Source organism: Arsenicibacter rosenii (genome assembly GCF_001870735.1).
Classification (GTDB): Bacteria; Bacteroidota; Bacteroidia; order Cytophagales; family Spirosomataceae; genus Arsenicibacter; species Arsenicibacter rosenii.
Genome location: NZ_MORL01000004.1, coordinates 469,043 through 492,106, shown reverse-complemented (window position 1 = coordinate 492,106; position 23,064 = coordinate 469,043). Strand labels below are relative to the sequence as shown.

Sequence of the window (23,064 nt, the reverse complement as noted above, 5' to 3'; positions counted from 1 at the left end):
CTACTGTGGGTCTAGGCCCCATCCATCATCGTTATGAATCGCTAAGACTATGAAACGTTTTTTCAAAGATGCCTGGACGCTGTTGCTGGCATCCTTCAACGGATTTATGGATGACCGGTGCCTGAAACTGAGTGCGGCACTGGCCTATTATACCGTTTTTTCGCTGGCACCGCTGCTGGTGCTGATTATTTCGCTCCTGAGCCTGGTCTATGGCGAAGAAGCGACCCGCGGGCAGGTGTTCGGGCAGATTCAGGGGTTTGTCGGTACCGAGGGGGCCAAACAGATTCAGGACATGCTCAAGAGTGTGGAACTGTCAGGCAAAACAAACATCGCCCTGGTGTCGGGCATTGTGACGCTGATCATCGGTGCGACGAGTATCTTCATTGAGATTCAGGATTCGATTAACCTGATCTGGCGGGTAAAGCCAAAACCTAAACGGGGTTGGGTAAAGATACTGAAAGACAGGTTGTTGTCTTCTTCGCTGGTAGTGAGTCTGGGCTTTTTGTTGCTGGTGTCACTGGTCATCAACGGGGTTATTCTGGCCCTGAGCGACCGGCTGAGCCGGTATATTCCGGGCGGTGGTGTCTGGCTGGTCAGCGGGATTAATTTTCTGGTCAGCTCGGGAGTGATTACGGTGTTGTTCGGGGTGATCTTCAAAGTGCTGCCCGATGCTAAAATTGCCTGGAAAGACGTTCGGTGGGGTGCCGTTTTTACCGCTCTGCTGTTTATGCTTGGTCGTTACCTGATCGGGCTATACATCGAAACTACCAGCACCGGCTCGACCTATGGGGCTGCTGGTTCATTGATCGTGATTCTGGTCTGGATTTACTATACCGCGGCCATTCTGTATTTCGGCGCTGAATTTACACAGGCCTACGCCAACCTGTACGGCATCCGCATCGAACCGGCCGACTATGCCGTTTACGTCGAGCAAACCGAAAAAGAACGGGATGTTAAGGTGCTTCCCCCTCAGGAGCATGTGCTTGAAGCGCAGAAGGTAACGTCTGAAACAAAGTAGACCGGTAAAATGTCTTTTCAGGGTTTCCGGCTGGTACAACTTTAGCAAAATACAATCCGTTTCGGCCAATGAGGTACCGGAATGGGTAAAGCTACAACGCGCCTTTCTTATAGGATAATAACTGGTTTATTATGCTATGGAAAGGCGCGTTGCGTTAAAACGGCTGGCAACACTGGCGGGTGGGCTGGCTACCTTACCGGCCTGGACTTCGTGCTGGACGGCACAGGCGGTTCAGCAACAGACAGGCTGGTTATCGGCCCCGGAAAATGACCTGCTTGCCCTGGTGGTCGATACAATTATTCCGCCCACCGACACGCCGGGTGCCCGGGCGCTGGATGTGCATGTGTTTGTGGAGCGGATGCTGGCCGATTGTTACGAAAAACCGGCGCAGGAAGTCTTCCGAGCCGGCCTGTCGGGCATTGAAACCATGATTCAGCAGCAGTATGGGAAAGCGTACCGGCAGTGCGATATTCCGCAGCGGCTGTCGGTGCTGATGCAGTTTCAGGTAAGTCCGAAGGCGGCGGAAAAAGACTTTTTTGCGACACTGAAATCGCTGACCATTCAGGGGTACACGACATCCGAATATGTCATGACTAACCACCTGCATTACGTCATGGCGCCCGGTCATTACTACGGCTGCGTCCCCGTCGAATCCAAAACTGTCTCCGAACGGAAATAAAAGCTTACCACATAGCCACATAGGAAGCATAGTTTTTTACTGAATTCTTTTTAGACTTATGTGTCTATGTGTTTTATAATAAAGCAATTGTCTAATGATATGCGTGTATGGCAAATGTTAATATAGATGCCCGGAAAGCGGCTACCTACGATGCGATCGTGATCGGGTCGGGCATCAGCGGCGGGTGGGCGGCCAAGGAACTTTGCGAAAAGGGCCTCAAAACGCTGGTCCTCGAACGGGGCCGCGATGTGCAGCACGTCACCGACTACCCGACGGCCATGAAAAATCCTTGGGAGTTTCCACATCGGGGAACGGTGCCGCTGGCGACCCGCGAACAGTACGGTAACATCCGGTCGTTTATGCGCGAGGAAACCGTACACTGGGCCATAAAGCCAGACGAGCAGCCGTTTGTGGAAGAAAAACCGTTTACCTGGACACGTGGCTATCACGTGGGCGGGAAATCACTGTTGTGGGCACGACAAACCCAGCGGCTCAGCGATTTCGACTTCGAAGGCCCCGCCCGCGACGGGTTCGCCGTTGACTGGCCGGTGCGCTACGCCGATCTGGCGCCGTGGTATAGCCATGTCGAGCGCTTTGCCGGCATTTCCGGCAACCGCGACGGCCTGCCCCATCTGCCCGACGGCGAGTTTCTGCCACCCATCGAGCTGAACTGTGTGGAGAACCATCTGAAAAACACACTGGCCAAACATTATAAAGACCGGCAGCTGATTCAGGGTCGTTGTGCGCACATCACCAAACCAACGGAAACGCACATGATGCAGGGGCGCGGGCAGTGTATGCATCGGAGCCTGTGCAACCGGGGCTGTCCGCTGGGCGGGTATTTCAGCAGCAACGCGTCGACCCTTCCGTGGGCGGCCAAAACCGGCAACCTGACCCTACGGCCGCATTCGGTGGTACACTCGATTATCTATGACGACAAGCTGGGTAAAGCCTCTGGTGTGCGGGTCGTTGATGCCAATACCCTGCAAATGACGGAATTCTACGCCCGGATTATTTTTGTGAACGGATCCGCGCTTAACAGCAATCTGATACTGCTAAACTCCGTTTCGGATCGCTTTCCGAATGGATTGGGGAACGATAGCGGGTTACTGGGAAAATACATTGCGTGGCATAATTATCGGGGAAAAATCTCGGCGCAGTACGATGGTTTTCAGGACAAGCGAGCCGATGGCAAGAACCCGAGCAATGGCTATATCCCGCGTTTCCGGAATGTGCTGAAACAGGAGACGAGTGGTCCGGCGTCCCGTTTTCAGCGGGGATATGCGGTGGGGATCGGCGGCGGCCGGGGGAGCAACGCCAACCGCGAAGGCCTCGGGGCTGAGCTGAAAGAAAACCTGCTGCATCCGGCCTTAGGCCCGTGGCATGTCAGCGGCTGGATGATGGGCGAAACCGTGCCGACGGAGCAGAATCATGTCCGGCTCGACCCGTCTCAGAAGGACAAATACGGCATCCCGTTGCTGGTGACGTCAGCCGGCTGGACCGACAATGACGATAAAATGACGGAGGACTTTATCACGCAGCTGACCGAAATGTTTACGCTGGCCGGTTTTACGAATATTCAGGCCGTGGACACTCATTCAAATCCGGGCTCGGACATTCACGAAATGGGCGGCGTCCGGATGGGAAAAGATCCGAAAACGTCCATCCTGAATAAGTGGAATCAGGTGCATGGCTGCAAAAACGTGTTTGTCACCGACGGGGCCTGCATGACCTCAACGGCTACCCAAAATCCGTCACTGACCTACATGGCCTTTACCGCCCGCGCGGCCGACTTTGCCGTTCGTGAACTGAAAAAGAAAAACCTTTAATCTAAAATGAATAATGTGTAATGAACAATGAACGTGTCCGGCTCATTATTCATTTTTCATTGTACATTATCCATTAAAAACAACCCTTATCAGATGAAAAAACAATTGTTAGCACTCGGTTTTTCGGCCAGTATGCTCCTCGGCCTGACCGATGTCGTTGCCCAGAAAGGCAAACCGATCTATCGCTTCCCGATTGGTGTTCAGGCCTATACCTACCGGAACAGTTTCCCGAAAAATGTGATTGCCACCCTTGATACCATCAAGGCGCTGGGCATTACCGAAATGGAGGGTGGGGCACCGAAAGGCATGACGTCGCAGGAGTTCCGGAAACTGTGCGAAGAGCGCGGGATTAAGATTGTCGGAACCGGCGGTGGCTATGAGCAACTGGTGAAAGATCCGGAAAGCATTGCTAAACAGGCGAAAGAACTGGGTTCCAGCTTTGTTATGTGCGCCTGGATACCGCACAAGCGAGGTGAGTTCAGCCTGGAAAATGCGAAGCAGGCTGTTACGGATTTTAACCGGATCGGTAAGGTGATGAAAGACAATGGCCTTACATTCTGTTACCACAATCACGGCTATGAGTTTCAGCCTTACGAGGATGGGACACTGTTTGATTACCTGGTGAAAAATACCAATCCGGAGTACGTTTCCTTTGAAATGGATATTCTCTGGGCGCAGCACGGCGGGGCTGATCCGGTAGCACTTCTCAAAAAGTACCCGAACCGCTGGAAGCTGATGCACCTGAAAGACCTGCGTAAAGGCGTAAAAGGTGACCTGACCGGCGGTACTCCGCCGGAAAACGATGTTGTGCTGGGTGACGGACAGGTGAATATCCCTGAAATCCTGAAAATTGCCCGTAAAAACGGCGTGAAGCACTATTTCATCGAGGATGAAAGCAATCAGGAGTACGCTCAGATGCCAAAAAGCATCGCGTATTTAAAGGGGCTTAAGGAGTGATTTAAATGAATAATGAATAATGTAAAATGGATAATGGACGATGTCAGGCTGACATTATTCATTACCCATTTTACATTGTTCATTTACTTCACATACTCCAGTTTGCGGGGAATAGTATAGATTTCGGTTTGGCGACCGTCGATGTACCGGAATGTTTTACCATCGAAAAAGCCATCTTCTTCCAGCATAATCCGCACGGTCTTTTTCCACTCCGGAATTTCTACGGCGGCATTAAGCTCAATCGAATACGCTGTGTTAGGTAGCAGCGGGTAGTCGCCGGAGCCGGGCACACCCTTCTGCTGATCCCACATGCCGATGGTCGGGCCGGCGGCGTGGCCGTGTGCCCCGATGGGGTGCGTGTAAATGGTGCCTTTGATACCTTCCTTCTGTGCCTGGTCGAGGGCTTCTTTCAGAATCTGATTACCTGATTTTCCGGCCTGAAAATGTTCCGTCAGAATATCCTGTAAGCGGTTGCCTTGCATAAAGGCTTTCCGGATGGCTTCAGGAATGTCGGTTTCGCCGGGCTTCAGCACATAGGCGTGTTGCTGCTGATCGGTATTGAGTCGCAGGTAGGTAATGCCGAAATCGACATGGACCAGATCGCCGGGCATGATGACCTCACCGGCGGGGCGCTTGGAAAAGGTCCGCAGGTGATCGAAGCGGGCTTCGTCGGCGCGCTGAATGTCGACAGTCGGGTGGAACCAGGTGTCGAGTCCCAATTCGGTAATGCGTTGCCGGTACCACCACATCACGTCTTCGGTGGTCGTCACGCCCGGCTGAATGACTTGTTCCGAAAGCCCTTCCTGTACCAGCTGGTGCGACAACCGGCAGATGAGCGGATAAACCGCCATCTCTTTCGGGGTCCGTGTTTCGAGCCAGCCGACCGAAAGCCGTTCGGCCGAAACGATGCGTTTCTGGAGGTCTGCCGGTAGTTTCTGGGTAAACTCACCGTGTTCGGTAAAGGTCAGGCCGTCGGCATGGGCGTAGTTAGCCGAGAAGTTCAGGCCGATTTTTTTCGGATTCCGTTTCTGGATAATGTCGGTGAGGGCATCCCACTGGTTGGGGCGCACATCGATGTCCCAGGCGCCTTTCAGCAGATTTCCGACATCGTAGCGGGCGATGGCTAGTTTTTCGATGCCTTTTTCCGGCCCCTGATCAAAGAATACCATGATGGTACGCCGCCGTGCCGACAGCCACGTTGACGGGAGCATGGTTTTCAGGACGGGGTCTTCGTTGTATTCACGGGAAATGATGACCCACATATCGATTCCTTCGCGGCGCATAAGCTGAGGCAGGAGGTTGGTAAACCGGTCTTCCAGTACCTCATCGACGACGCGGGCGCGTTCCCGTTCGGTCAGGATTACCTGTTTGGCGGGTGTCTGGGCGTTGACCTGAACGGAGGCAAGGCTCAGGCCACAGAATAAGGTAAGTGCAAGTAGCTGTTGATGCATGTAACAGGGGGTTAATGAATTTTCTAAAATAATCTGAGATTATGTTCCAGTCAACAGATTGATCTCTTTGAGAAAAATAATTCATAACCTGGGAATGTATCCCGGGCAATAGATTGAGCCCCTTTGGGGCATTTTTGTATTTGCCCTGTAAGGGCTCAATCTATGGCATAGGGCAGAGCCCTATGAGATGAGAAAAATAATTCATAACCTGGGATTATATCCCGGGCAATAGATTGAGCCCCTTTGGGGCATTTTTGTATTTGTCCTGTAAGGGCTCAATCTATTGCATAGGGCAGAGCCCTATGAGATGAGATGAAATAAAAAATCAATCCCAGACATATCTTTCATCATAAGGGATTTTGTATGTCCTGAAAATCCCCCGGCATTCATCCTGAAAATTCTTTTTCTGATGATGCCGGTACTGGTTCTGAATGTACCGCTTAACGGTCTGAACCTTGTAGATACTTACCGAAAAAGCCGCATACCCGTTTTGCCAGTAAAACCCGGCATAGGCCGACCCTTTGGTCTTAATCCATTTTGAGGAGTTCTTTTTGACATACTCCATCAGCTTCATCAAAGGAATCTTCGGTGACAGGGTGCACAAAATGTGAATGTGGTCGTAATAACCACCAATCTGCACCGGATAGCATTCGTAATGCTTACAAATGCCGCCCATGTAGCTGTACAATTCTTCTTTGATGCTGTCATCAATGAGCGGCTGGCGGTATTTAGTGCTGAAAATCAGATGGACGTAGACGTGTGAGATGGATTGTGGCATGACCAGACAGGAATTAGTTATGCCGGTTTAGACGGTCAATGCCAGCGATGGAACATCCCGCTACACCACCAGCAACCCGTTTTCCCGAAGCTCCCTCCAGGTCTCCGATTTGAGAAACGCGTTAAAATCGCCCAGGCCGGCGGCTTCGAAACCAGCTTTGAGCGACTCAAACGATAAGACGTCATCCTGACCGATGCGCAGGCGCGGAATGATCGTTTCGAGCCACTCGCCCCACGCCAGGGTGGTTTCGAGGGCCCATTCGTTTTTCTTGTCGAAAAAGACCAGTTCTGCCATTTCGGTAATCCGGCGGCCTTGCTGTACTTCAATGATCGAGACCGAGGGCTCGCTACCCAGCCACACCACTATGGCGTTGGCACGGGGCTGGCTGTCGGCCTCATGGCGCAGGCTGTTCTGGATATAGGTCGGCGGTATGGTGGTTGGCGGCACTTTGAAGGGAAACCACTTTTTGAGCGGGAAATCAAAACAGACACCGTGCATGTAGTTAAACAACGATTTCCGGAGGCCTTCCGAAAACTGTTCATGAGGACCACCCAGCGGATCGTCATGGTCAAGGTCGTTGTCGGCAAAGGGGCCCCGGTCGGGACCCAGCCGCATCACGTCAAATTCGGCAGGATGGAGGCCCACCGGACTGTGGGAAGTCATGGCAAAGCGGTGCCAGAAGCCCGACTGCACAATGCCTGCCTGGAACAGCTGCCGTACCATTTCGAGCGAGTCGATGGTTTCCTGCGCGGTCTGCGTCGGGAAGCCATACATCAGATAGGCATGCACCATAATGCCCGCCTGCGTAAAGTTGTCGGCCACCTTAGCCACCTGCGCCACTGTTACCCCCTTTTTCATGCGTTCCAGTAACCGGTCAGAGGCCACTTCCAGCCCACCCGAAACGGCAATGCAACCCGACGCCTTCAGCAACCGGCAGAGGTCGGACGTAAAGCTTTTTTCGAACCTGATGTTGGTCCACCAGACTACCGTCAGCTTCCGGCGGAGAATCTCAATGGCCAGATCGCGCATTAGGGCAGGCGGGGCCGCTTCGTCGACAAAATGGAAACCATGCTGCCCCGTCTGCTCAATGATTTCTTCGATCCGGTCGCAAAGCAGGGTGGCCGTCATCGGTTCGTAGCGCTTGATATAGTCGAGCGTGATGTCGCAGAACGAGCATTTACCCCAATAGCAGCCGTGGGCCAGTGTCAGCTTATTCCAGCGGCCGTCGCTCCAGAGCCGGTGCATGGGGTTGACAATCTCGATCACCGACAGGTAGTCGGTCAGGCGCAGGTCGCGGTAGTCAGGCGTACCGGTCTCGCGCTGCGGCACGTCGCGCTCTTTCGCGCCGTTGTTGTAAATTACCTTGCCGTCGGTGCGCGTATACACCCGTTTGAGCTGACTGGCGGGCCGGTTGCCGGTCAGGTGATCGATGATGGACAACAGGGGAGCTTCCCCATCGTCGAGGCAAACGAAATCCACATAGTCGAACAGGCGGGGTTCGGCCAGCGACCGGAGTTCGGTATTGGCGTAGCCACCGCCCATGACGACCTTAATCGCTGGATAATGTTGTTTGAGGTATTTCCCGCAGGTAAGCGCCCCATAGAGGTTGCCGGGAAACGGCACTGTCAGGCAGACAACCGTGGGCCTGTATTGTTGGATATAGCCTTCCAGTGCCTCGCAGAGCAGGCTGGTAATGAGCGTGTCCGGCGCCAGCAGGGCGGCATGCAGGTCATCAAAGTGCGTGGCGGTGCGACCAAGGCGTTCGGCATAACGGCTGAAGCCGAAGTGCGGGTCAACCGCTTCAGTAATCAGGTCGGAGAGGTCTTCGAGGTAAAGCGTAGCCAGGTGGCGGGCCTTGTCATGGATACCCATCGACCCGAACGCCCAGTCGAGGTCTTCCAGATCGGCAAAACGTGAGGCTTCGGGCAGGTAACTCTGGTCGCAGATGCTGTAAGCCAGCGTTGGGTTTTTGTTTTGCAGAAACCGGATGACCGGGTCGATGGTATGGACATATTCGTCGCGCAGTTCGACAATACGGTAGCTGTTTTCAGACAGTTCAGCCTCTGCCGCCAGGAGATTATCGAACAACCGGCGAAGTGTCGGGCGGGAAAACAGTTTTAAAATGACATCAATCCCCAGATCCGCCTGATGAGCCGGTACGCCCTGTGTGTTCAGAAAACCCTTCAGGTAAGCCGTTGCCGGATAGGGCGTGTTGAGCTGTGTGAATGGGGGAGTCAGTAATAAAAAAGTCTGTTCCAACGTGTTTCCAAAATCGATCCGGCTACAAAGGTACGGGCTAATGGCCGGTTTTGGAGGCGTGCAGGATTAAAAAACACCAGCCCCTCCACCGGCCGCGCGTGACCGCATGGAGGGTAATGGTGTGTTGATCAGAGTTTTAGTTTATAGGTTATCCCGAGAGTATAGGTCGGATCCGGGGTCTCAATCAGTTCCTGCTCCGTAAACCCGTAGACGGTAATGGTATTGTGCTTATTGAGTTTAATATCGAGGTTTGCCCGGTAACGGATGACGTCAAAGCCCAGCCCGAAACCGTAGAAAAGATCCGCCGAAATGCCGGGCGTAAACCGGCTTTTGTTCGGTAAGGATACTTCTGCCTTATTTCGCAGGTAATCGCGGTTGGCCTGTTCGCGGGTTACGTCGGTAAACTGATTCTGATACCGGAGCCGGTTCTCAAACCTGATGATCCCGATTTTATGCTGGTAACTAAGATCAGCATAGAAACGATGCATCTGCTCGTTGACGTATACCTCACGGTTGGGCTTCCAGTTGCGTTTGCCGATAAACCGGTAATAGCCGGCCACCTCCCAGTGTTTGTTCAGTTTGTAGGCAGCACCCAGCTCGCCGATGTAGGAGCCAAGATCCGACACGTTTTCGATAAAACGGGCCTGAGCAGTAGCCTGAATGGTTATTTTTTTCAGCACTTTTTTTTCAACCTGAATACCTGTCCAGAGGCGGAGGCTCGGGTCCTGAGCCCGGACAGTGAAGCAAGAAGCAGTTAGCAGCAGAACGATCAGAGCGGTCAGATAGCGGGTCATGTATAGGAACGGTTACTGGTAGTAATAAACGGTTAAGCGCGCAGCATCCTTGAGCAGGTCGATTTCGTTGACTTCTACCCGATGCACATTCAGGCCGGTACGTATCCGCAGGTCGCTGAGCAGTTCATCACGTTGCTGGGGCGGAATCAGTTCAATCCGTTCGTAGTAAACCAGTTGCGCCGATTCTTTCTTCATCAGCATCGGGCTTTCGAGTAAGAACGTAACCGTCAGAATAACGCCGTTGAACAGCAGTTGCTCAACACCCCCGCCTTTGCTGATGGCCGAAATCAGCCCAAGGGCAATGACCAGAAACAGGTAGGTCATGTCTTTCAGCGAAATACTTTCCGTACGGTAGCGCAGCATCGAAAAGACAGCAAACAGGCCAAAGGCAGCCCCCATCGACATTTCAACCTTGTTGAGCAAAAACGAAATCAGGAAGATGATGAAGTTAAAGCTGAAAAACGTCAGAAACAGGTCGGCCCGCCGGTAGGTCCGGTAGTAGATTCCGCGTACAAGAATCAGAACGGCAGCCAGATCAATGCCCAGCCGGATAAGAAAGTTCAGGTTTAAGTCAGTGAACAAGGGATACGTTCCGGTTGAGTGGGTAGTGAGTTGTTGCAAAAGCAGCATGTTGTTGTTGGGTTTTGCGGATTGCCTGCCAGTGGCGTTTAAAGTTGTTTTGTTTTACGGAGGGGTAGAGGTTCATGACCCCGAAACAGTACTTGCTGATACCGCCCTGCCGGAGACCGGCCTGCTTCATCACCTGCCGGCAAACAGATACCTGAGCGCGGTTCTGTTTGAGTTCGATAATGACCAGTTCGGGATAGCCGACTTGCTTTGTGTCATTGCGGAAGGTCAGATTCAGGTCGATGGTCAGGCGTTCGGCCGTCTGTTTTCCCACCAGGGTCAGCCGCGTATAGTCAATCCAGAAAAGACCTTCGAGAGGCAGTGCGCCGCATTCCGGAAAACGGCTCAGAAAGTCGCGGACAGGTGCCGATAGCTGCGGACTAACGGCAGGCTGCGGAATCCGTTTTTTCACCGTCCGGCCTTTATTGTTCTTATGTTTTACCTCAAAAAAGCTGATAGCCGACTCCACATACGTACGCGCCCGTACTTTGAACCGGTTGAGCTTACCCGACTGATGCAGGTGATAGAGCCGCAGGTCAGCCGTGTCGTAATAGAGTGTCTGGTAGCGGCATTGCTGTGTGTCATGGATGGTCAGAAGCCGGTAATGTGCCGAAAAGGTATCGAGTAAGGCAGGAAGCCGCGCAAGCGGAACCAGAAACTTTGTGTCGGTCCGGTCCATTAGTTTGACGGCATCCATGTCGTCCAGCGAAATCGGGTCGAACTGAGAAAGCTGTTGTTCAATCGCTTCCTGAAACCGGTTCGTTGTCATGGCCCCATAGCGTTGAGGCGAAACCGGCTGTGCTCCGTTTGGGGGCTGAGCGATCCCGACAGGTAGTTGTCCGGTTATGGGCGTGATGCCGGGCGGATCACTAAATCGGTCAATGGGAGGGAAAGCCATCTTTTCGTACGTGTTTCAGGGGATAGATTCATATTGGTTGATAGTATACGTTACGCGGTTGATCAGGGAAACGTGGCAGAACCGGTTAAATTCCACTCATAAATTAAAGAGGTGTGTCTAAAAAGTAAGGTATTGTGTAGATAATTCAAGGATATCTATCTTTACAACCGGAAAATACACAATATTCTTGAACCGTAAGGCGAAGACGCAAGATCTGTCTGAGACGCAAGAGCTGTCTGGGTCTGAGACGCAAGAACTGTCTGAATCTGAGACGCAATATCTTGCGTCTCTACTAAATGTTTAAAACTATGGTATCGTTAAAACCTGTACTTAAATACCTTTCGCTGGCTGTCTGGACACTGACCCTGATGCTGGCGGTTCATGATCTGGCAACGGCGGCAAAAAAACAAAAGCAGACCTATGAAATGCGCATTTACCGGTTTAAGACGCCGGAACAGAAGAAGCTCACGGAGGCTTACTGGGAGCAGGCTGCGATTCCGGCCTATAACCGGGCCGGTATTCAGCAGGTAGGTGTGTTTGAGGAGGCCGATCAGAAAGACGGGCTGAAGCTCTATGTGCTGATTCCGTATAAGTCGCTCGACCAGTTACCGAAAATAGCAGCAAAGCTGGCGAACGACAAAGCCTATATGGAGGCCGCCGCACCTTACTGGAATACACCGAACACCGAACCGGCCTATGACCGGATCGAAACGATGATTATGGAGGCCTTCGACGAAATGCCGGTGTTAAAGGTGCCTGCCACAACAGCCCCGCGTGATAAACGCATCTACGAATTCCGCATTTACGAAAGTTACAGCGAGCGGGCGGGCCAGAAAAAGATCGATATGTTCAACGTCGGCGGCGAAATCAACATATTTGACCGGCTGGGTTTCAATGCGATGTTCTATTCCAAAGTGATCGCCGGCCCGCGGATGCCTTGCCTGGCCTACATGACCACGTTCGACGACAAAGCGTCGCGGGATGCCCACTGGAAGGCCTTCAGCAGTGATCCGGAATGGAAAAAACTGAGTCCGCTGCCGGAATATGCGAATACCGTATCAAAAATTGAAGGACACTATCTGAACCCAACGGCCTATTCTCAGCTTTAGTAAGCAGAACTAAACGGGCGTAATGTTGGAGAAAAAGCAGACATCCTCCTGGTCGGCGGTGAGCGGTTTAATGGTTCGGGCCGGCCTCGATTGGTTTTTACTGGCCCTGCTGGGCATGATCGGCCTGGCCTGGCTTTGGCCGGAACCGGGCATTCAGAAAGGTTTCTGGTCACTCGATACGTTTGCGGATGTGGGCGTATCGCTGATCTTTTTCTTTTACGGGCTGAAACTGAGCCCCGACAAACTTAAAGCGGGCCTGACAAACTGGCGGCTCCACCTGACCATTCACCTGACCACGTTTGTGCTGTTTCCGGTGGTGGTTTATGCCGTAAAACCCTTTTTCGGTGAAGGCCAGGCGGCTTTACTCTGGCTGGGAGCGTTTTACGTGGCTGCGCTGCCGTCGACCGTATCGTCGTCGGTCGTGATGGTATCGATTGCGGGTGGGAACCTGCCCGCTGCCATCTTCAATGCCAGCATTTCGAGCCTGATCGGGGTCTTTCTGACGCCCGTACTGATGGGGCTCGTGCTGACCGATACATCCGGAAATTATGACCTGGCCGGTGTCATCTGGAAACTTACCCTTCAGGTGCTGGTGCCGGTAGTGCTGGGGCTGGGGTTAAACCGGTGGCTGGGCTTTCTGGCCGACCGGTATAAAAAACAGCTCCGTTACTTCGATCAGCTTATCATTCTGACGATTGTGTACATCTCGTTCTGTGAATCCTTCAGCCGTCATCTGTTCGACGGGCTTACCCTGCCGGATTTGCTGCTGCTGGGAGTAGCGATGCTCGGGTTGTTCTTTCTGATGTACGGCATCGTGTATACCATTGGCCGGCTGCTGAACTTCAACCGGCCCGATCAGATTACGGCCTTGTTTTGCGGGTCGAAGAAATCGCTGGTGCAGGGGAGTGTCATGGCCAATGTGCTGTTTCCGGGTAATGCGGTCGGCGTAGTACTGCTGCCGATAATGATGTATCATGCCCTTCAGCTTATTGCCGCCAGTATTCTGGCCCAGCGCTTCGGTAGTGTCAACGAGCGTAATCCTGCGCAATGATCCGTACGTGCAAAATGGTTTCGAAAACCGGCAGACAAAAGCCCGCAGACGAACAGAATTCGCTGCGGGCTTCGCATTTTATTCAGGTTGTAATAGCGGATCGTTTATCCACGGCGGCCGTTATCCACGGCGGCCATATCCATAGCCACCGGGGCGGCTGCGGTACTGAGAGGCATATAGGCGGTCACGTTGTGCCGGGGTTAGCACCGACAGAATTGCCCTGTTTTTCTCCGAAATAACACGCCGGTATTCCTGAGGCGTCAGTCGGGCACGTTCCAGATAATCATACCGGTTTTCGATGCGTTTGATGTCGCGCTCCTGGCGTCTTGTCAAGCCCACGATGTTATCAATCCGGTCGATACGCAGGTCTTCCTGAAAATCGTCGGCGCGGCTTTGCGGAGGTGCCGGATAACGGCCCGGGCCCGGGTTGTAACCACGTTGTGCGAATGAAATGCCGGTTGTAAACAGGGCTAAGGTCAGGGCGGTGATGATTGTCTTTTTCATGATGAATATCAGTTTTTTGTTGTTTCTGATTCTTAGAGACAATCGGTTGGTCAGCGTTTAACGGGTATCCTTGCCCATTCGACCGGAAAGGGACTTTTGTCGATGAATGGTCTGTTTATACCGATCAATTCAGGATTAACCCGTAGCCCCCGTAGCCAACAAGCTTTCTCTGGTTGTATCCTTATTTGATCAGGTACGAAAGGCGGGAAGCGTCTGAATATCAGTCGTTCGCTATGTTTTTGGGCAAAAAAACCGAGAAAGTGGCGCCTTTGCCGGGTGCACTGCGGGCGGTTATGGTTCCGCCATGGTTTTCGGCGGCTTTTTTGCAGATAGCGAGGCCAATACCGGTGCCGGGGTAGGTATTCTGGTTATGAAGCCGGTGAAACAGCTGGAAAATCCGTTCCTGATAGTCCTGATTAAACCCGATACCATTATCCTGTACCGAAATGACATAATAAGCCTGCTGACTGGATTGAAGCAGTAGCGGAAGATCGTCAGCGGCAATCTGGTGGCAGCTAATGACAATTTCCGGTTTCTGATCAGGGCGTACAAATTTCAGCGCATTGGAGACCAGATTTAAAAAAAGCTGTTGCAACTGTACCGGATCGCCCTCAATAACCGGCAGGGCCTCAACAACAACCGAGGCATCCTGCTCCTGAATCTTAATTTCCAGGTCATCCAGTACCGTATCGATTACGTTATGGAGCGGAACCCTTTCGAAGGATTGCGGCTGGGTACTGATTCGGGAATATACCAGTAAATCCCTGATCAGGTTTTGCATGCGCTGGGCGGCGCCTTTCATCCGGTACAGAATGTCGGCCCCATCGTCGCCAACCAGATGACTGTATTCGGTAAGCATCAGGCCGCTGAAAGCCTGTATTTTCCGGAGAGGTTCCTGAAGGTCATGCGAAGCAATATAGGCGAAATGTTGCAGGTACTCGTTGGAGGTTTTTAGCTCTTTGATTGTATTCTCCAGCTGAATCTGCAGTTTTTTCATCCGCGTAATGTCAACAATTGTTGCCACAAATCCATCGCCGAACGGGACTGCCGTGATCAGGTACCAGTTGTTAAAGGAGCCAAGTTGCAGCAGCCACTCCAGTGATTGTGGTTGCTGAGTTTCGACGACGGCGACGTAAAGGCTGAAAAGCGGGTTCTCCCGGATACCCGGAAACAGGGTGGTCATCTTTACTCCCACAATGTCTTCGGGCGGAATGCCGATAACATCTTCAACCCGTTTGTTGGCCATCTGATACTCAAAATCAATGATCTGGCCGTCGGTATCTTTTTCGGATGAGCAATAAACAATCGAATAGGGCGAAGCATCCAGTACCCGTTGCAGTAACTGGAGTGCCTGTTCATTTTGCTGTTCGGTATACTTATGGTGCGTAATATCGCTGAATGAAATGATCACCCCCTGCAGGACGGGCGTAACGTTGGTCAGAAACCAGCGCTTTGTTGTGAAAATCTCAAACGAGGCAGCCTGTCGCTTACCGGCCGCCTCAAGGAGTCTGGTGAAAATGCCGGTTTGCTGAAACGGGCTGTTAACCTCAGTAATGGTTTTACCAATCACCGCTTCCTGTGGCAAGCCAAACAGGTCAAAAAGAGCCTGATTAGCCAGCCGGTACCGCAGATCAACCGGCTGCGCGGTGTCCGGTCCGATAACCATTTCACAGTAGGTAATGAGGCGTGACGAGGTATTCATGATGCCATACAACAATTCAGTAAGCTGCGAGGCATCGTTGCCTGCTGTTGCATTTGGTGTCATAAAAAAATAGTGTTACGCCCGTAAATGGTTACTGTTGGAAGGGAAGTGATAATTCTGAGTTAAAGGTATAATTTGTTTGTAATTTCCCGTTTATCAGATAACAGGAATTATCTTGTGTTTCCGGTCAGATAAATGCCGTCCGGCTTTAATTCGATTTTCCGGTCACGATACAGGGCCCCGACCGCTTTCTTAAACGTTTTTTTACTCATCTCCAGCTGATCATAAATCAGTTTCGGATCGGTGTTGTCTGTAAGCGGCAGGAAGCCGCCTGACTCGTTCAGGACCTGTAAAATCCGCTCTGCGTTTGGTTCTACGTTCTGATAGCCAGGTTTCTGCAACGTTACGTCAATGCGATTATCTTCCCGGATGGTTTTGACGTATCCTACGAGCCTGTCGCCCGGAAAAACCTTCTGGAAGAGTTCATTGGCGTAAAGTAAGCCCCGGTAGCGATTATCGATGATGGCATTAAACCCCAGATCTGTGGGTTCATATACCAGTAAGTCAACCTCCTGCCCGACCTCAAGGTCAAACGCGCGGTCATTGATAAACTTATTGATTTTGCTCGATGCCACGAGGCGGTCAGTCTGTTCATCAAGGTAGAGGTAGACCACATACCAGCGGCCAACACGCATCGGGCGGCTTTGTTCCTTGTGGGGTACCAGCAGGTCTTTCTCCAGCCCCCAATCCATAAAGGCACCGAAATTCATGACCGAAACCGCCTGCAGGGCCGCAAACTCACCGCGCTGGATATGCGGGACTAAGGTGGTGGCAATCAGCCGGTCTTCGGAGTCGCGGTACACAAAAACCTCGATTTCGTCCTCCGTACGCAGGCTTTCCGGCACGTATTTATTGGGTAGCAGGATGTCGGTGGCGTCTTCGGGATCGCTCGTTGGGTCACCCAGGAACATGCCTACGCTCGTGCGGCGCAGGGCGGTCAGGGTGTTCATGCGTCCAATTTTAAGCATGTACTGGAATTAGTTTAGTCAATTAATGCTGCAAAGTTCCGGTAATTTCCGGTAACCGGGTTGATTCAATCGTTTTTTTTAACTGAATAGCGGGCAGAATGGTTACGACCATGTATGTAAACGCCGCTGTTTGTCGATAGCTGCGAAACCTTCACCCTTCTGCTAACAACCATGAACGATTATGAATTCGGCGACTGGCAACGTATTCTGTTCGGCGATGTGCCGGGTAGCTTTCTGCTGGAAGTATTCGGGCGGACATTACTTATGTTTGTGGTCATTTTTGTCGCCCTCCGGGCCACCGGAAAGCGTACGGTCAGGCAACTGTCGGTCGTGGAGCTGGTGCTGATCATTGGTCTGGGCTCAGCCGCCGGCGACCCTATGTTTTACCATGATGTCGGTATGCTGCCGGCCCTGCTGGTTTTTCTGGTTGTGATAATAAGCTACCGGACTTTAACACGGTTAGCGGCCAAATCTCCGAAAATGGAAACCTTGCTGGAAGGCAAAGTCATTTGTCTGATAGACGAAGGTAAATTTGCCTATAAGGAATTCGGCAAGGAAGATCTTGGACAGGATGAGTTCTTTATGGAGCTTCGGTCGGCCGGTATCGAACACCTCGGTCAGGTCAGAAAAGCGTATCTGGAGACAAACGGCAGCATCAGTGTCTATTTTTATGAAGACGACAGGGTAAGAGCCGGTTTACCGGTTTTGCCGGAAATTTTTGCGCAGCGTACCAAAAAGATAGAGCAGGACGGCGAATTTGCCTGTACGTTTTGCGGTAATATTGACGCATTTGTTAAACCGGTGCTACATCCGGTTTGTAGCCGGTGCGGGCATGACACCTGGGTAAAAGCCCTGAACACAAAACGGGTTACATAAAAAAGCCCCGCTTTGGAGCGGGGCGGGTGTCTTAGTGCTGATGGCCACCAGGACCGTGCACGTGCCCGTGGGCGATCTCTTCGGTAGTTGCCTCCCGAACCTCAACCACCTCTACGTCGAAGTGCAGGTTCTGACCCGCCAGCGGATGGTTGGCATCTACCGTTACGGCATCCGGTGTCACGTCTGTAACGGTAACCACCTGCCCCTGATTGGTGTGGAACTGCATGCCCGGCTTCACTTCCTGTCCGCCGAATGCGCTCCGTGGCACCTGCTGAACCATCTCAGGATCAAGCTGACCGTAGCCTTTTTCAGGTGTAACATCCAGCTTCAGGCTAGCACCTGCCGACTGGCCTTCCAGTCCTTCTTCCATACCCGGAATCAGGTTGCCTTCACCGTGTAAATAATATAAAGGATCGCGGCCTTCGCTCGAGTCCAGTACATTACCGTTATCGTCGCGCAGTGTGTAATGGATGCCGACTACCTTGTGTCTTGAAATTTGCATAACCAGAATAATTGAGTCTGTTTTTAGTAAACCGGTTCGGTTACAGCTGTAAAGCAAATACCTTAAACGCTAAACGCCTAATAAAAGGTTTAGATTTTATAGAATGACCTAACGGTTTGGCAGACAGTAATTGTCTTCAGTTACCGGAACAATGACAGCGCTATCCTGGTTCATTGCCGGCTCTAACTCAATAACAGTGAGGACATCGCCCGTATTTTTCTGCAGGTACATCAGCCGTTTGATCAGGAAGGTCTGCGGATCAATCAGTACGGTAATCCCGCTGATATTGAGATCGGGAAGACTGCCTTTCAACTGATAAAAATCACGCCCTTTCAGCTGCAGGGGTTCCTTAACGACCCAGTCAGAAACACGGCCGATATTCCAGTGGATGTCTGTTGGCAGATTGTACAATAACGACAGAATGCTGAAGGCCGCACCGCCGGAGAACTCATTTGCGCGGGTAATGGCATCCTGTTTTGACAGGTAAATCTGCTGGTTTGCCGTTAGCCGGGCAAACGACCGGATCAGATTATTTTCGCTGACCACAGCAAAGCAATCAGCGACCCCGCCTGTATTGACCCACTGGCTTTGATACGTCAATTGCCCGGGGCTGCGCCGGAATTGGGTCTTAACGTGTATACGCTGGCTGCTGCTGCCTTTGCTGGTTTTATACCGGATAACAATAACGCCCTGATCCGTGTAGGTTTTACAGTGCTGATACGTTGTCAGGGTCTGCCGGATAATGTCCCCGGCTGTTCTGGTTTGGGAATAAGCCGTTTTGCCGGAAATAAGGCAAAGCAGCAGCAGGCTGTAAAGTAAATGTCGCATGAATGGGCAAAGTCGTACAAGCTTCCGTAAAAGTCGGAAAAGATGTCGGTGCCCTTTCGTATCCGTCCGTTAATTTTATGTTAATAAAAACATGTATCAGTAGCTGATTTCATCCGGCTTTACTTTACCTCTGAAGGTCCAGAATACGAAAACGGTGTATGTCAGTACGAGTGGCATACCGATGCCGGCAAAGAGCAGCATGATGCGGAGGGATTTATTGGTCGACGCTGCTTCGTAAATGCTGATATGCCCCGCCGGATCGGTATTCGACAGGACGAGGTTCGGATATAAACCCATGGCAAACAAGACGAGCATCAGCGCAATCGTAACCGACGAAGAAATGAACCCCCGCAGGTACCGGCGCTTTTCAATGCTTTGCCGGATATTCAGCACAATCAGGACGGCTGTGAGCGGGAGCACAAACAAAACCGGATGATTGTGAAAAATAGCCTGCATGTGGGGCACATAGATCAGCGTGGCCATAGAGGCGGTGATGAAACAAAGAATAAAGAATTTACTCGTGTTGTTGATCAGAATAGTCATGCGGGCATAGAGCCGGTCTTCGGTTTTCATGGCCAGATACATGGCTCCGTGGAGCATAAAGAGCGATAAAACCGTCACGGCAATCAGCACGGCATAGGGGTTAATGAAGTCGAGGAGACGGCCGGTGAATTCGTGATTGGCATTGAGCGGCATGCCCTGAATCAGGTTACCCAGCACCAGCCCCAGCAATAAGGCAATCGAGGTGCTCGACAGACAGTAGCTGATATCCCAGAACTGTCGCCACCATTTCATCGGTTCTTTACTCCGGAATTCAATCGAAATGGCCCGGAAAATAATGGCGACCAGCAACAGGATAAACGGCAGGTACAGCACGGACAGAATGATGCCGTAGACCAGCGGAAAGGCGGCAAACAGCGCACCGCCACCGATAACCAGCCACACTTCGTTACCGTCCCAGACGGGGCCGATGGCGTTGAGGGCAATCCGGCGGCTTTGCTCTTTCCGGAAAAATAAGTGCAACGCCCCGGCACCCAGGTCAAAACCATCCAGAATGCCGTATCCGCTGACCAGGGCACCGATTAATAAAAACCACCACGTAGGCAGGTCTATGCCAAGAAATGAGTCCATAATTACCGGGCGATTGTGTTGAATTTTGACGGCGGGGTTTCGGGGTCTTCGACTTTGACGTAGGGACCGTGCTGAATCTTCTTGTTGAGCAGGTACAGAAACAGCAGGAACAGCATGACATAAACACCCGTAAACAAGATCAGTGACACCATTACGTGTTCTGCTTTTACGGCCTGCGAAAGCGCATCAGAGGTACGCAGCAGGCCATACACTACCCACGGTTGCCGGCCCACCTCGGCCGTATACCAGCCTACCTGATTGGCGACCTGCGGCAACAGCACCGAGCCGGTAAACAGGATCAGCAGCCAACGGGTATCAAACAACTTTTTGCGGTAGAGCATAAACAACCCGAACCAGGTCAGGGCGATAAGGGTCATGCCAATGGCTACCATGAGGTGATACGTCTGAAAAACAAAATTAATGGCTGTTGGCCGGTCCTGCGGGTTAAACGCATTCAGGCCGGGGATCGGCTTTGTAAAATCGCCGTGTACCAGAAACGACAGCCCGCCGGGAATTTTCAGCCCGGTCGTTTGTTGTGTTTTGGCATCCACCCAGCCCAGCAGATACATGTCGGCCGGTGCCAGTTTATCGAAATGCCCTTCCATCGTGGCCAGTTTGGCCGGTTGATGGTGGGTCACTACGTCGGCGGAGCGATGGCCGGTAAACAGTTGGAGCAGGGAGGCAATACCCGCCACCCAGAGGCCGATGCGCATGCCTTTGCGGGCATGGTCAGTAAACCTACCTTTCAGCAGGTGCCAGGCGCTGACGCTGATAACCAGAAAGGCACCCGACAGAAACGCGCCGATCAGTACGTGCAGGTACCGGTCGACCGATGACGGGTTAAACACCATGGCCCAAAAATCGGTGATGACCGCGCGGGCGTGCATGCCTTCGCCTTCGATCCGGTAGCCCGCCGGTGTCTGCTGCCACGAGTTGGCAACCACAATCCAGAGCGCCGAAAACATGGAGCCCAGCGCAACCAGTACCGTCGACAGAAAGTGTACACGGGGGCTGACACGGTTCCAGCCGAAGAGCAGAATGCCTAAAAAACCAGACTCCAGCGCAAAAGCGAAGATGCCTTCTGCGGCCAGTGCACTGCCAAAAATATCGCCGACATAGCGGGAGTAAACGGCCCAGTTAGTGCCGAATTCAAACTCCATGACGATGCCGGTGGCCACGCCGATACCAAAAATCAAGGCAAAGACATTGACCCAGAAACGGGTAAGTTCTTCATAGACTTTCTGACCTGTTTTGAGGTATAAACCCTCCATGAAAACAAGGCAGACGCCGAGGCCGATACTGAGCGGAGGGTAGATGTAATGGAAGGCTACCGTGAAGGCAAATTGTATGCGCGAAAGTAGTTCAACATTGTCCATAGCCGGTTAAGATAGTGGAGAGGCTATCGCGGGCAAGTTACAACAGAAGACTATTTGTTATTCTTCAGTGACTAAATATTCATTAACATTCTTTGATTAACACCAGAACCGGTTTGATCGGTACAGTTGTCAGATTTCTTTCGATTGTTTTTACTTTTTTTCGCTTATTTAACGCAATTGCTCCCTTGACCGGATAATCATGAAACAAACGATTTTCTTACTCACTATCTGGCTTGTTCTGACAGGCAGTTTACGGGCGCAGCCGCCTGCCCTGAAAAACCGGCTGCTGGTGCTGACCGATATGGAAGCCGACCCCGATGATGCTCAATCGCTGGTACGGTTACTGCTGTATGCCAATCAGTTCGACATTGAAGGACTGGTCGCTACTACGTCTATTCACCAGAAAAAGCGGGTAGCCCCCGAGACCATTCACCGGATCGTTGATGCTTATGGAAAAGTGCAGCCCAACCTGACGAAGCACGAAGCTGGTTATCCGGCAGCGGCGGCCTTAAAGTCTTTGATTAAGAAAGGGTTGCCGGTCTACGGCATGGAAGGTGTGGGCGAAGGGAACGATTCCGAAGGTTCGGCCTGGATTATCCGGCAGCTCGAAAAAAACGATGACCGTCCGCTGTGGGTGGCTGTCTGGGGCGGACCGAATACGCTGGCACAGGCACTCTGGACGATCCGCAAAACCCGTACGCCCGAACAGGCCAGCCGCCTCTACCGCAAACTGCGGGTCTATACCATTTCGGATCAGGACGACAGCGGTCCGTGGATACGCAAAAACTTCCCGGACGTTTTCTTTATCGTTAGTCCGGGCTATGGCTATGAACATGCCACATGGCGGGGCATTAACGGCACTGATCCGGGCACGCATGCCGAATACATCAGCAATGCCTGGCTGGCCGAACATATTCAGCAGGGGCATGGTCCGCTCGGGGCCGAATATCCGGATGTCGCCTACGGGATGGAAGGCGATACACCGACCTTTTTGGGCTGGATTCCAAACGGCCTGAATGCGCCCGAACATCCTGATTGGGGCGGCTGGGGCGGCCGGTATGTGTTGCAGCAACCGAAAGAGGTGCTTGTCAGCCGGTTCCGGCCGGCCGGTGCACCTTCGGAGGAGCCCGAAACACGACCAATCTGGACCAACGCTGCGGATTCGGTAATTGCGCCACGGCCACCGTTCGGACCGCCGCCGGCCGATGAGATCAGACCCCGTAAAAGCAGTCAGGCAACGATCTGGCGGTGGCGCAGCGAGTTTCAGAACGATTTTGCGGCCCGCATGGATTGGTGTATCAAACCTTACCAGGACGCCAATCACCCGCCCGTTCCGCGGCTTGGGCATCCGGATCGTTTCACCGTCGCGTCCGGCGGGTCGTTCCGGCTTAGCGCCGCCGGTTCGGCCGACCCCGACGGCGATTCGATGAGCTATCGCTGGTTGCACTATCAGGAGGCCGGTTCTTATCCGGGCTACGTTAGCTTTGCGCCGTTTGCTTCTAACCTGTATGAAATTCCGGAGGTTAAAGCCCCCGTCGTTACCAGTCCGCAGACCCTGCATTTTATCGTGAAAGTGACTGACAAGGGCAAACCGGCTCTGACCCGCTACAAACGGGTGCTTGTGGATGTGGTGCCATAATAAGTGTAGCACAGAATGATATTCCGTG

General features: G+C 52.4%; 21 protein-coding genes. 8 read left to right on the top strand and 13 right to left on the bottom strand.

From position 1 onward, the window contains the following. Positions 1 to 49: 49 nt before the first annotated feature. From BLX24_RS11010 to BLX24_RS10995, 4 genes are all read left to right on the top strand, one after another. Positions 50 to 1,018, top strand: coding sequence for a YihY/virulence factor BrkB family protein (locus BLX24_RS11010; RefSeq protein ID WP_071503166.1), 969 nt, complete (start codon positions 50 to 52; stop codon positions 1,016 to 1,018). Positions 1,019 to 1,154: 136 nt separating this feature from the next. Further along, complete coding sequence (locus tag BLX24_RS11005) at positions 1,155 to 1,697, top strand: gluconate 2-dehydrogenase subunit 3 family protein (RefSeq protein WP_229201764.1); 543 nt, start codon at positions 1,155 to 1,157, stop codon at positions 1,695 to 1,697. Positions 1,698 to 1,804: 107 nt separating this feature from the next. Continuing rightward, positions 1,805 to 3,526 (top strand): GMC oxidoreductase, encoded by a 1,722-nt coding sequence (locus BLX24_RS11000; RefSeq protein WP_071503165.1) that lies wholly within the window; start codon positions 1,805 to 1,807, stop codon positions 3,524 to 3,526. Between the two features lie 93 nt (positions 3,527 to 3,619). After that, the gene (locus BLX24_RS10995) at positions 3,620 to 4,483 is read left to right on the top strand and encodes a sugar phosphate isomerase/epimerase family protein (RefSeq protein WP_071503228.1); all 864 of its coding nucleotides are present in this window, start codon (positions 3,620 to 3,622) and stop codon (positions 4,481 to 4,483) included. A gap of 83 nt (positions 4,484 to 4,566) precedes the next feature. On the opposite strand, the gene BLX24_RS10990 is transcribed toward BLX24_RS10995, so the two are convergent. From BLX24_RS10990 to BLX24_RS10965, 6 genes are all read right to left on the bottom strand, one after another. After that, on the bottom strand, positions 4,567 to 5,934 hold the full coding sequence (locus BLX24_RS10990) for a M24 family metallopeptidase (RefSeq protein ID WP_071503164.1): 1,368 nt from the start codon (positions 5,932 to 5,934) through the stop codon (positions 4,567 to 4,569). Positions 5,935 to 6,259: 325 nt separating this feature from the next. Beyond that, positions 6,260 to 6,712: an IS200/IS605 family transposase gene (gene tnpA, locus BLX24_RS10985; RefSeq protein WP_071503163.1), complete on the bottom strand. Its 453-nt coding sequence runs from the start codon at positions 6,710 to 6,712 to the stop codon at positions 6,260 to 6,262. Positions 6,713 to 6,772: 60 nt separating this feature from the next. Beyond that, positions 6,773 to 8,971 carry a B12-binding domain-containing radical SAM protein gene (locus BLX24_RS10980; protein ID WP_071503162.1) on the bottom strand — a complete coding sequence of 733 codons (2,199 nt, stop codon included), beginning with the start codon at positions 8,969 to 8,971 and terminating at the stop codon, positions 6,773 to 6,775. A gap of 128 nt (positions 8,972 to 9,099) precedes the next feature. Then, positions 9,100 to 9,765: a DUF2490 domain-containing protein gene (locus tag BLX24_RS10975; protein WP_071503161.1), complete on the bottom strand. Its 666-nt coding sequence runs from the start codon at positions 9,763 to 9,765 to the stop codon at positions 9,100 to 9,102. Positions 9,766 to 9,777: 12 nt separating this feature from the next. After that, positions 9,778 to 10,395 carry a DUF4956 domain-containing protein gene (locus BLX24_RS10970; protein ID WP_071503160.1) on the bottom strand — a complete coding sequence of 206 codons (618 nt, stop codon included), beginning with the start codon at positions 10,393 to 10,395 and terminating at the stop codon, positions 9,778 to 9,780. Beyond that, a complete protein-coding gene (locus BLX24_RS10965; RefSeq protein WP_229201763.1) occupies positions 10,337 to 11,290 on the bottom strand; it encodes a polyphosphate polymerase domain-containing protein in 954 nt (317 codons plus the stop codon). Before BLX24_RS10965 ends, BLX24_RS10970 begins: the two co-directional genes overlap by 59 nt. Before the next feature lie 308 nt (positions 11,291 to 11,598). On the opposite strand from BLX24_RS10965, the gene BLX24_RS10960 reads away from it, so the two are divergent. Together BLX24_RS10960 and BLX24_RS10955 are read left to right on the top strand one after the other, a co-directional pair. Next, the gene (locus BLX24_RS10960) at positions 11,599 to 12,399 is read left to right on the top strand and encodes an NIPSNAP family protein (protein ID WP_071503158.1); all 801 of its coding nucleotides are present in this window, start codon (positions 11,599 to 11,601) and stop codon (positions 12,397 to 12,399) included. Positions 12,400 to 12,421: 22 nt separating this feature from the next. After that, positions 12,422 to 13,450 (top strand): bile acid:sodium symporter family protein, encoded by a 1,029-nt coding sequence (locus tag BLX24_RS10955; RefSeq protein WP_071503157.1) that lies wholly within the window; start codon positions 12,422 to 12,424, stop codon positions 13,448 to 13,450. A gap of 120 nt (positions 13,451 to 13,570) precedes the next feature. Here the strand turns inward: BLX24_RS10955 and BLX24_RS10950 are convergent, their stop codons facing one another. The 3 genes from BLX24_RS10950 to BLX24_RS10940 form a co-directional block, all read right to left on the bottom strand. Beyond that, the gene (locus tag BLX24_RS10950) at positions 13,571 to 13,954 is read right to left on the bottom strand and encodes a hypothetical protein (protein WP_071503156.1); all 384 of its coding nucleotides are present in this window, start codon (positions 13,952 to 13,954) and stop codon (positions 13,571 to 13,573) included. 220 nt (positions 13,955 to 14,174) lie between these two features. Beyond that, entirely contained in the window at positions 14,175 to 15,719 is a 1,545-nt protein-coding gene (locus BLX24_RS10945) for a sensor histidine kinase (protein WP_071503155.1), read from the bottom strand. Positions 15,720 to 15,826: 107 nt separating this feature from the next. Continuing rightward, a complete protein-coding gene (locus BLX24_RS10940) occupies positions 15,827 to 16,684 on the bottom strand; it encodes a CvfB family protein (protein ID WP_071503154.1) in 858 nt (285 codons plus the stop codon). 171 nt (positions 16,685 to 16,855) lie between these two features. On the opposite strand from BLX24_RS10940, the gene BLX24_RS10935 reads away from it, so the two are divergent. Then, complete coding sequence (locus BLX24_RS10935) at positions 16,856 to 17,560, top strand: DUF421 domain-containing protein (protein WP_071503153.1); 705 nt, start codon at positions 16,856 to 16,858, stop codon at positions 17,558 to 17,560. A gap of 31 nt (positions 17,561 to 17,591) precedes the next feature. Here BLX24_RS10935 and BLX24_RS10930 read toward each other — a convergent pair whose 3' ends face one another. The 4 genes from BLX24_RS10930 to BLX24_RS10915 form a co-directional block, all read right to left on the bottom strand. Beyond that, positions 17,592 to 18,062 carry an FKBP-type peptidyl-prolyl cis-trans isomerase gene (locus tag BLX24_RS10930; RefSeq protein ID WP_071503152.1) on the bottom strand — a complete coding sequence of 157 codons (471 nt, stop codon included), beginning with the start codon at positions 18,060 to 18,062 and terminating at the stop codon, positions 17,592 to 17,594. Positions 18,063 to 18,170: 108 nt separating this feature from the next. Further along, complete coding sequence (locus BLX24_RS10925; RefSeq protein ID WP_071503151.1) at positions 18,171 to 18,890, bottom strand: hypothetical protein; 720 nt, start codon at positions 18,888 to 18,890, stop codon at positions 18,171 to 18,173. Positions 18,891 to 18,986: 96 nt separating this feature from the next. Then, on the bottom strand, positions 18,987 to 20,021 hold the full coding sequence (cydB, locus tag BLX24_RS10920) for a cytochrome d ubiquinol oxidase subunit II (protein WP_071503150.1): 1,035 nt from the start codon (positions 20,019 to 20,021) through the stop codon (positions 18,987 to 18,989). 2 nt (positions 20,022 to 20,023) lie between these two features. After that, on the bottom strand, positions 20,024 to 21,397 hold the full coding sequence (locus BLX24_RS10915) for a cytochrome ubiquinol oxidase subunit I (protein WP_071503149.1): 1,374 nt from the start codon (positions 21,395 to 21,397) through the stop codon (positions 20,024 to 20,026). Positions 21,398 to 21,596: 199 nt separating this feature from the next. Here BLX24_RS10915 and BLX24_RS10910 point away from each other — a divergent pair, with 199 nt between their 5' ends. After that, positions 21,597 to 23,036 carry a DUF1593 domain-containing protein gene (locus BLX24_RS10910; protein WP_071503148.1) on the top strand — a complete coding sequence of 480 codons (1,440 nt, stop codon included), beginning with the start codon at positions 21,597 to 21,599 and terminating at the stop codon, positions 23,034 to 23,036. The last annotated feature ends 28 nt before the right edge of the window (positions 23,037 to 23,064 follow it).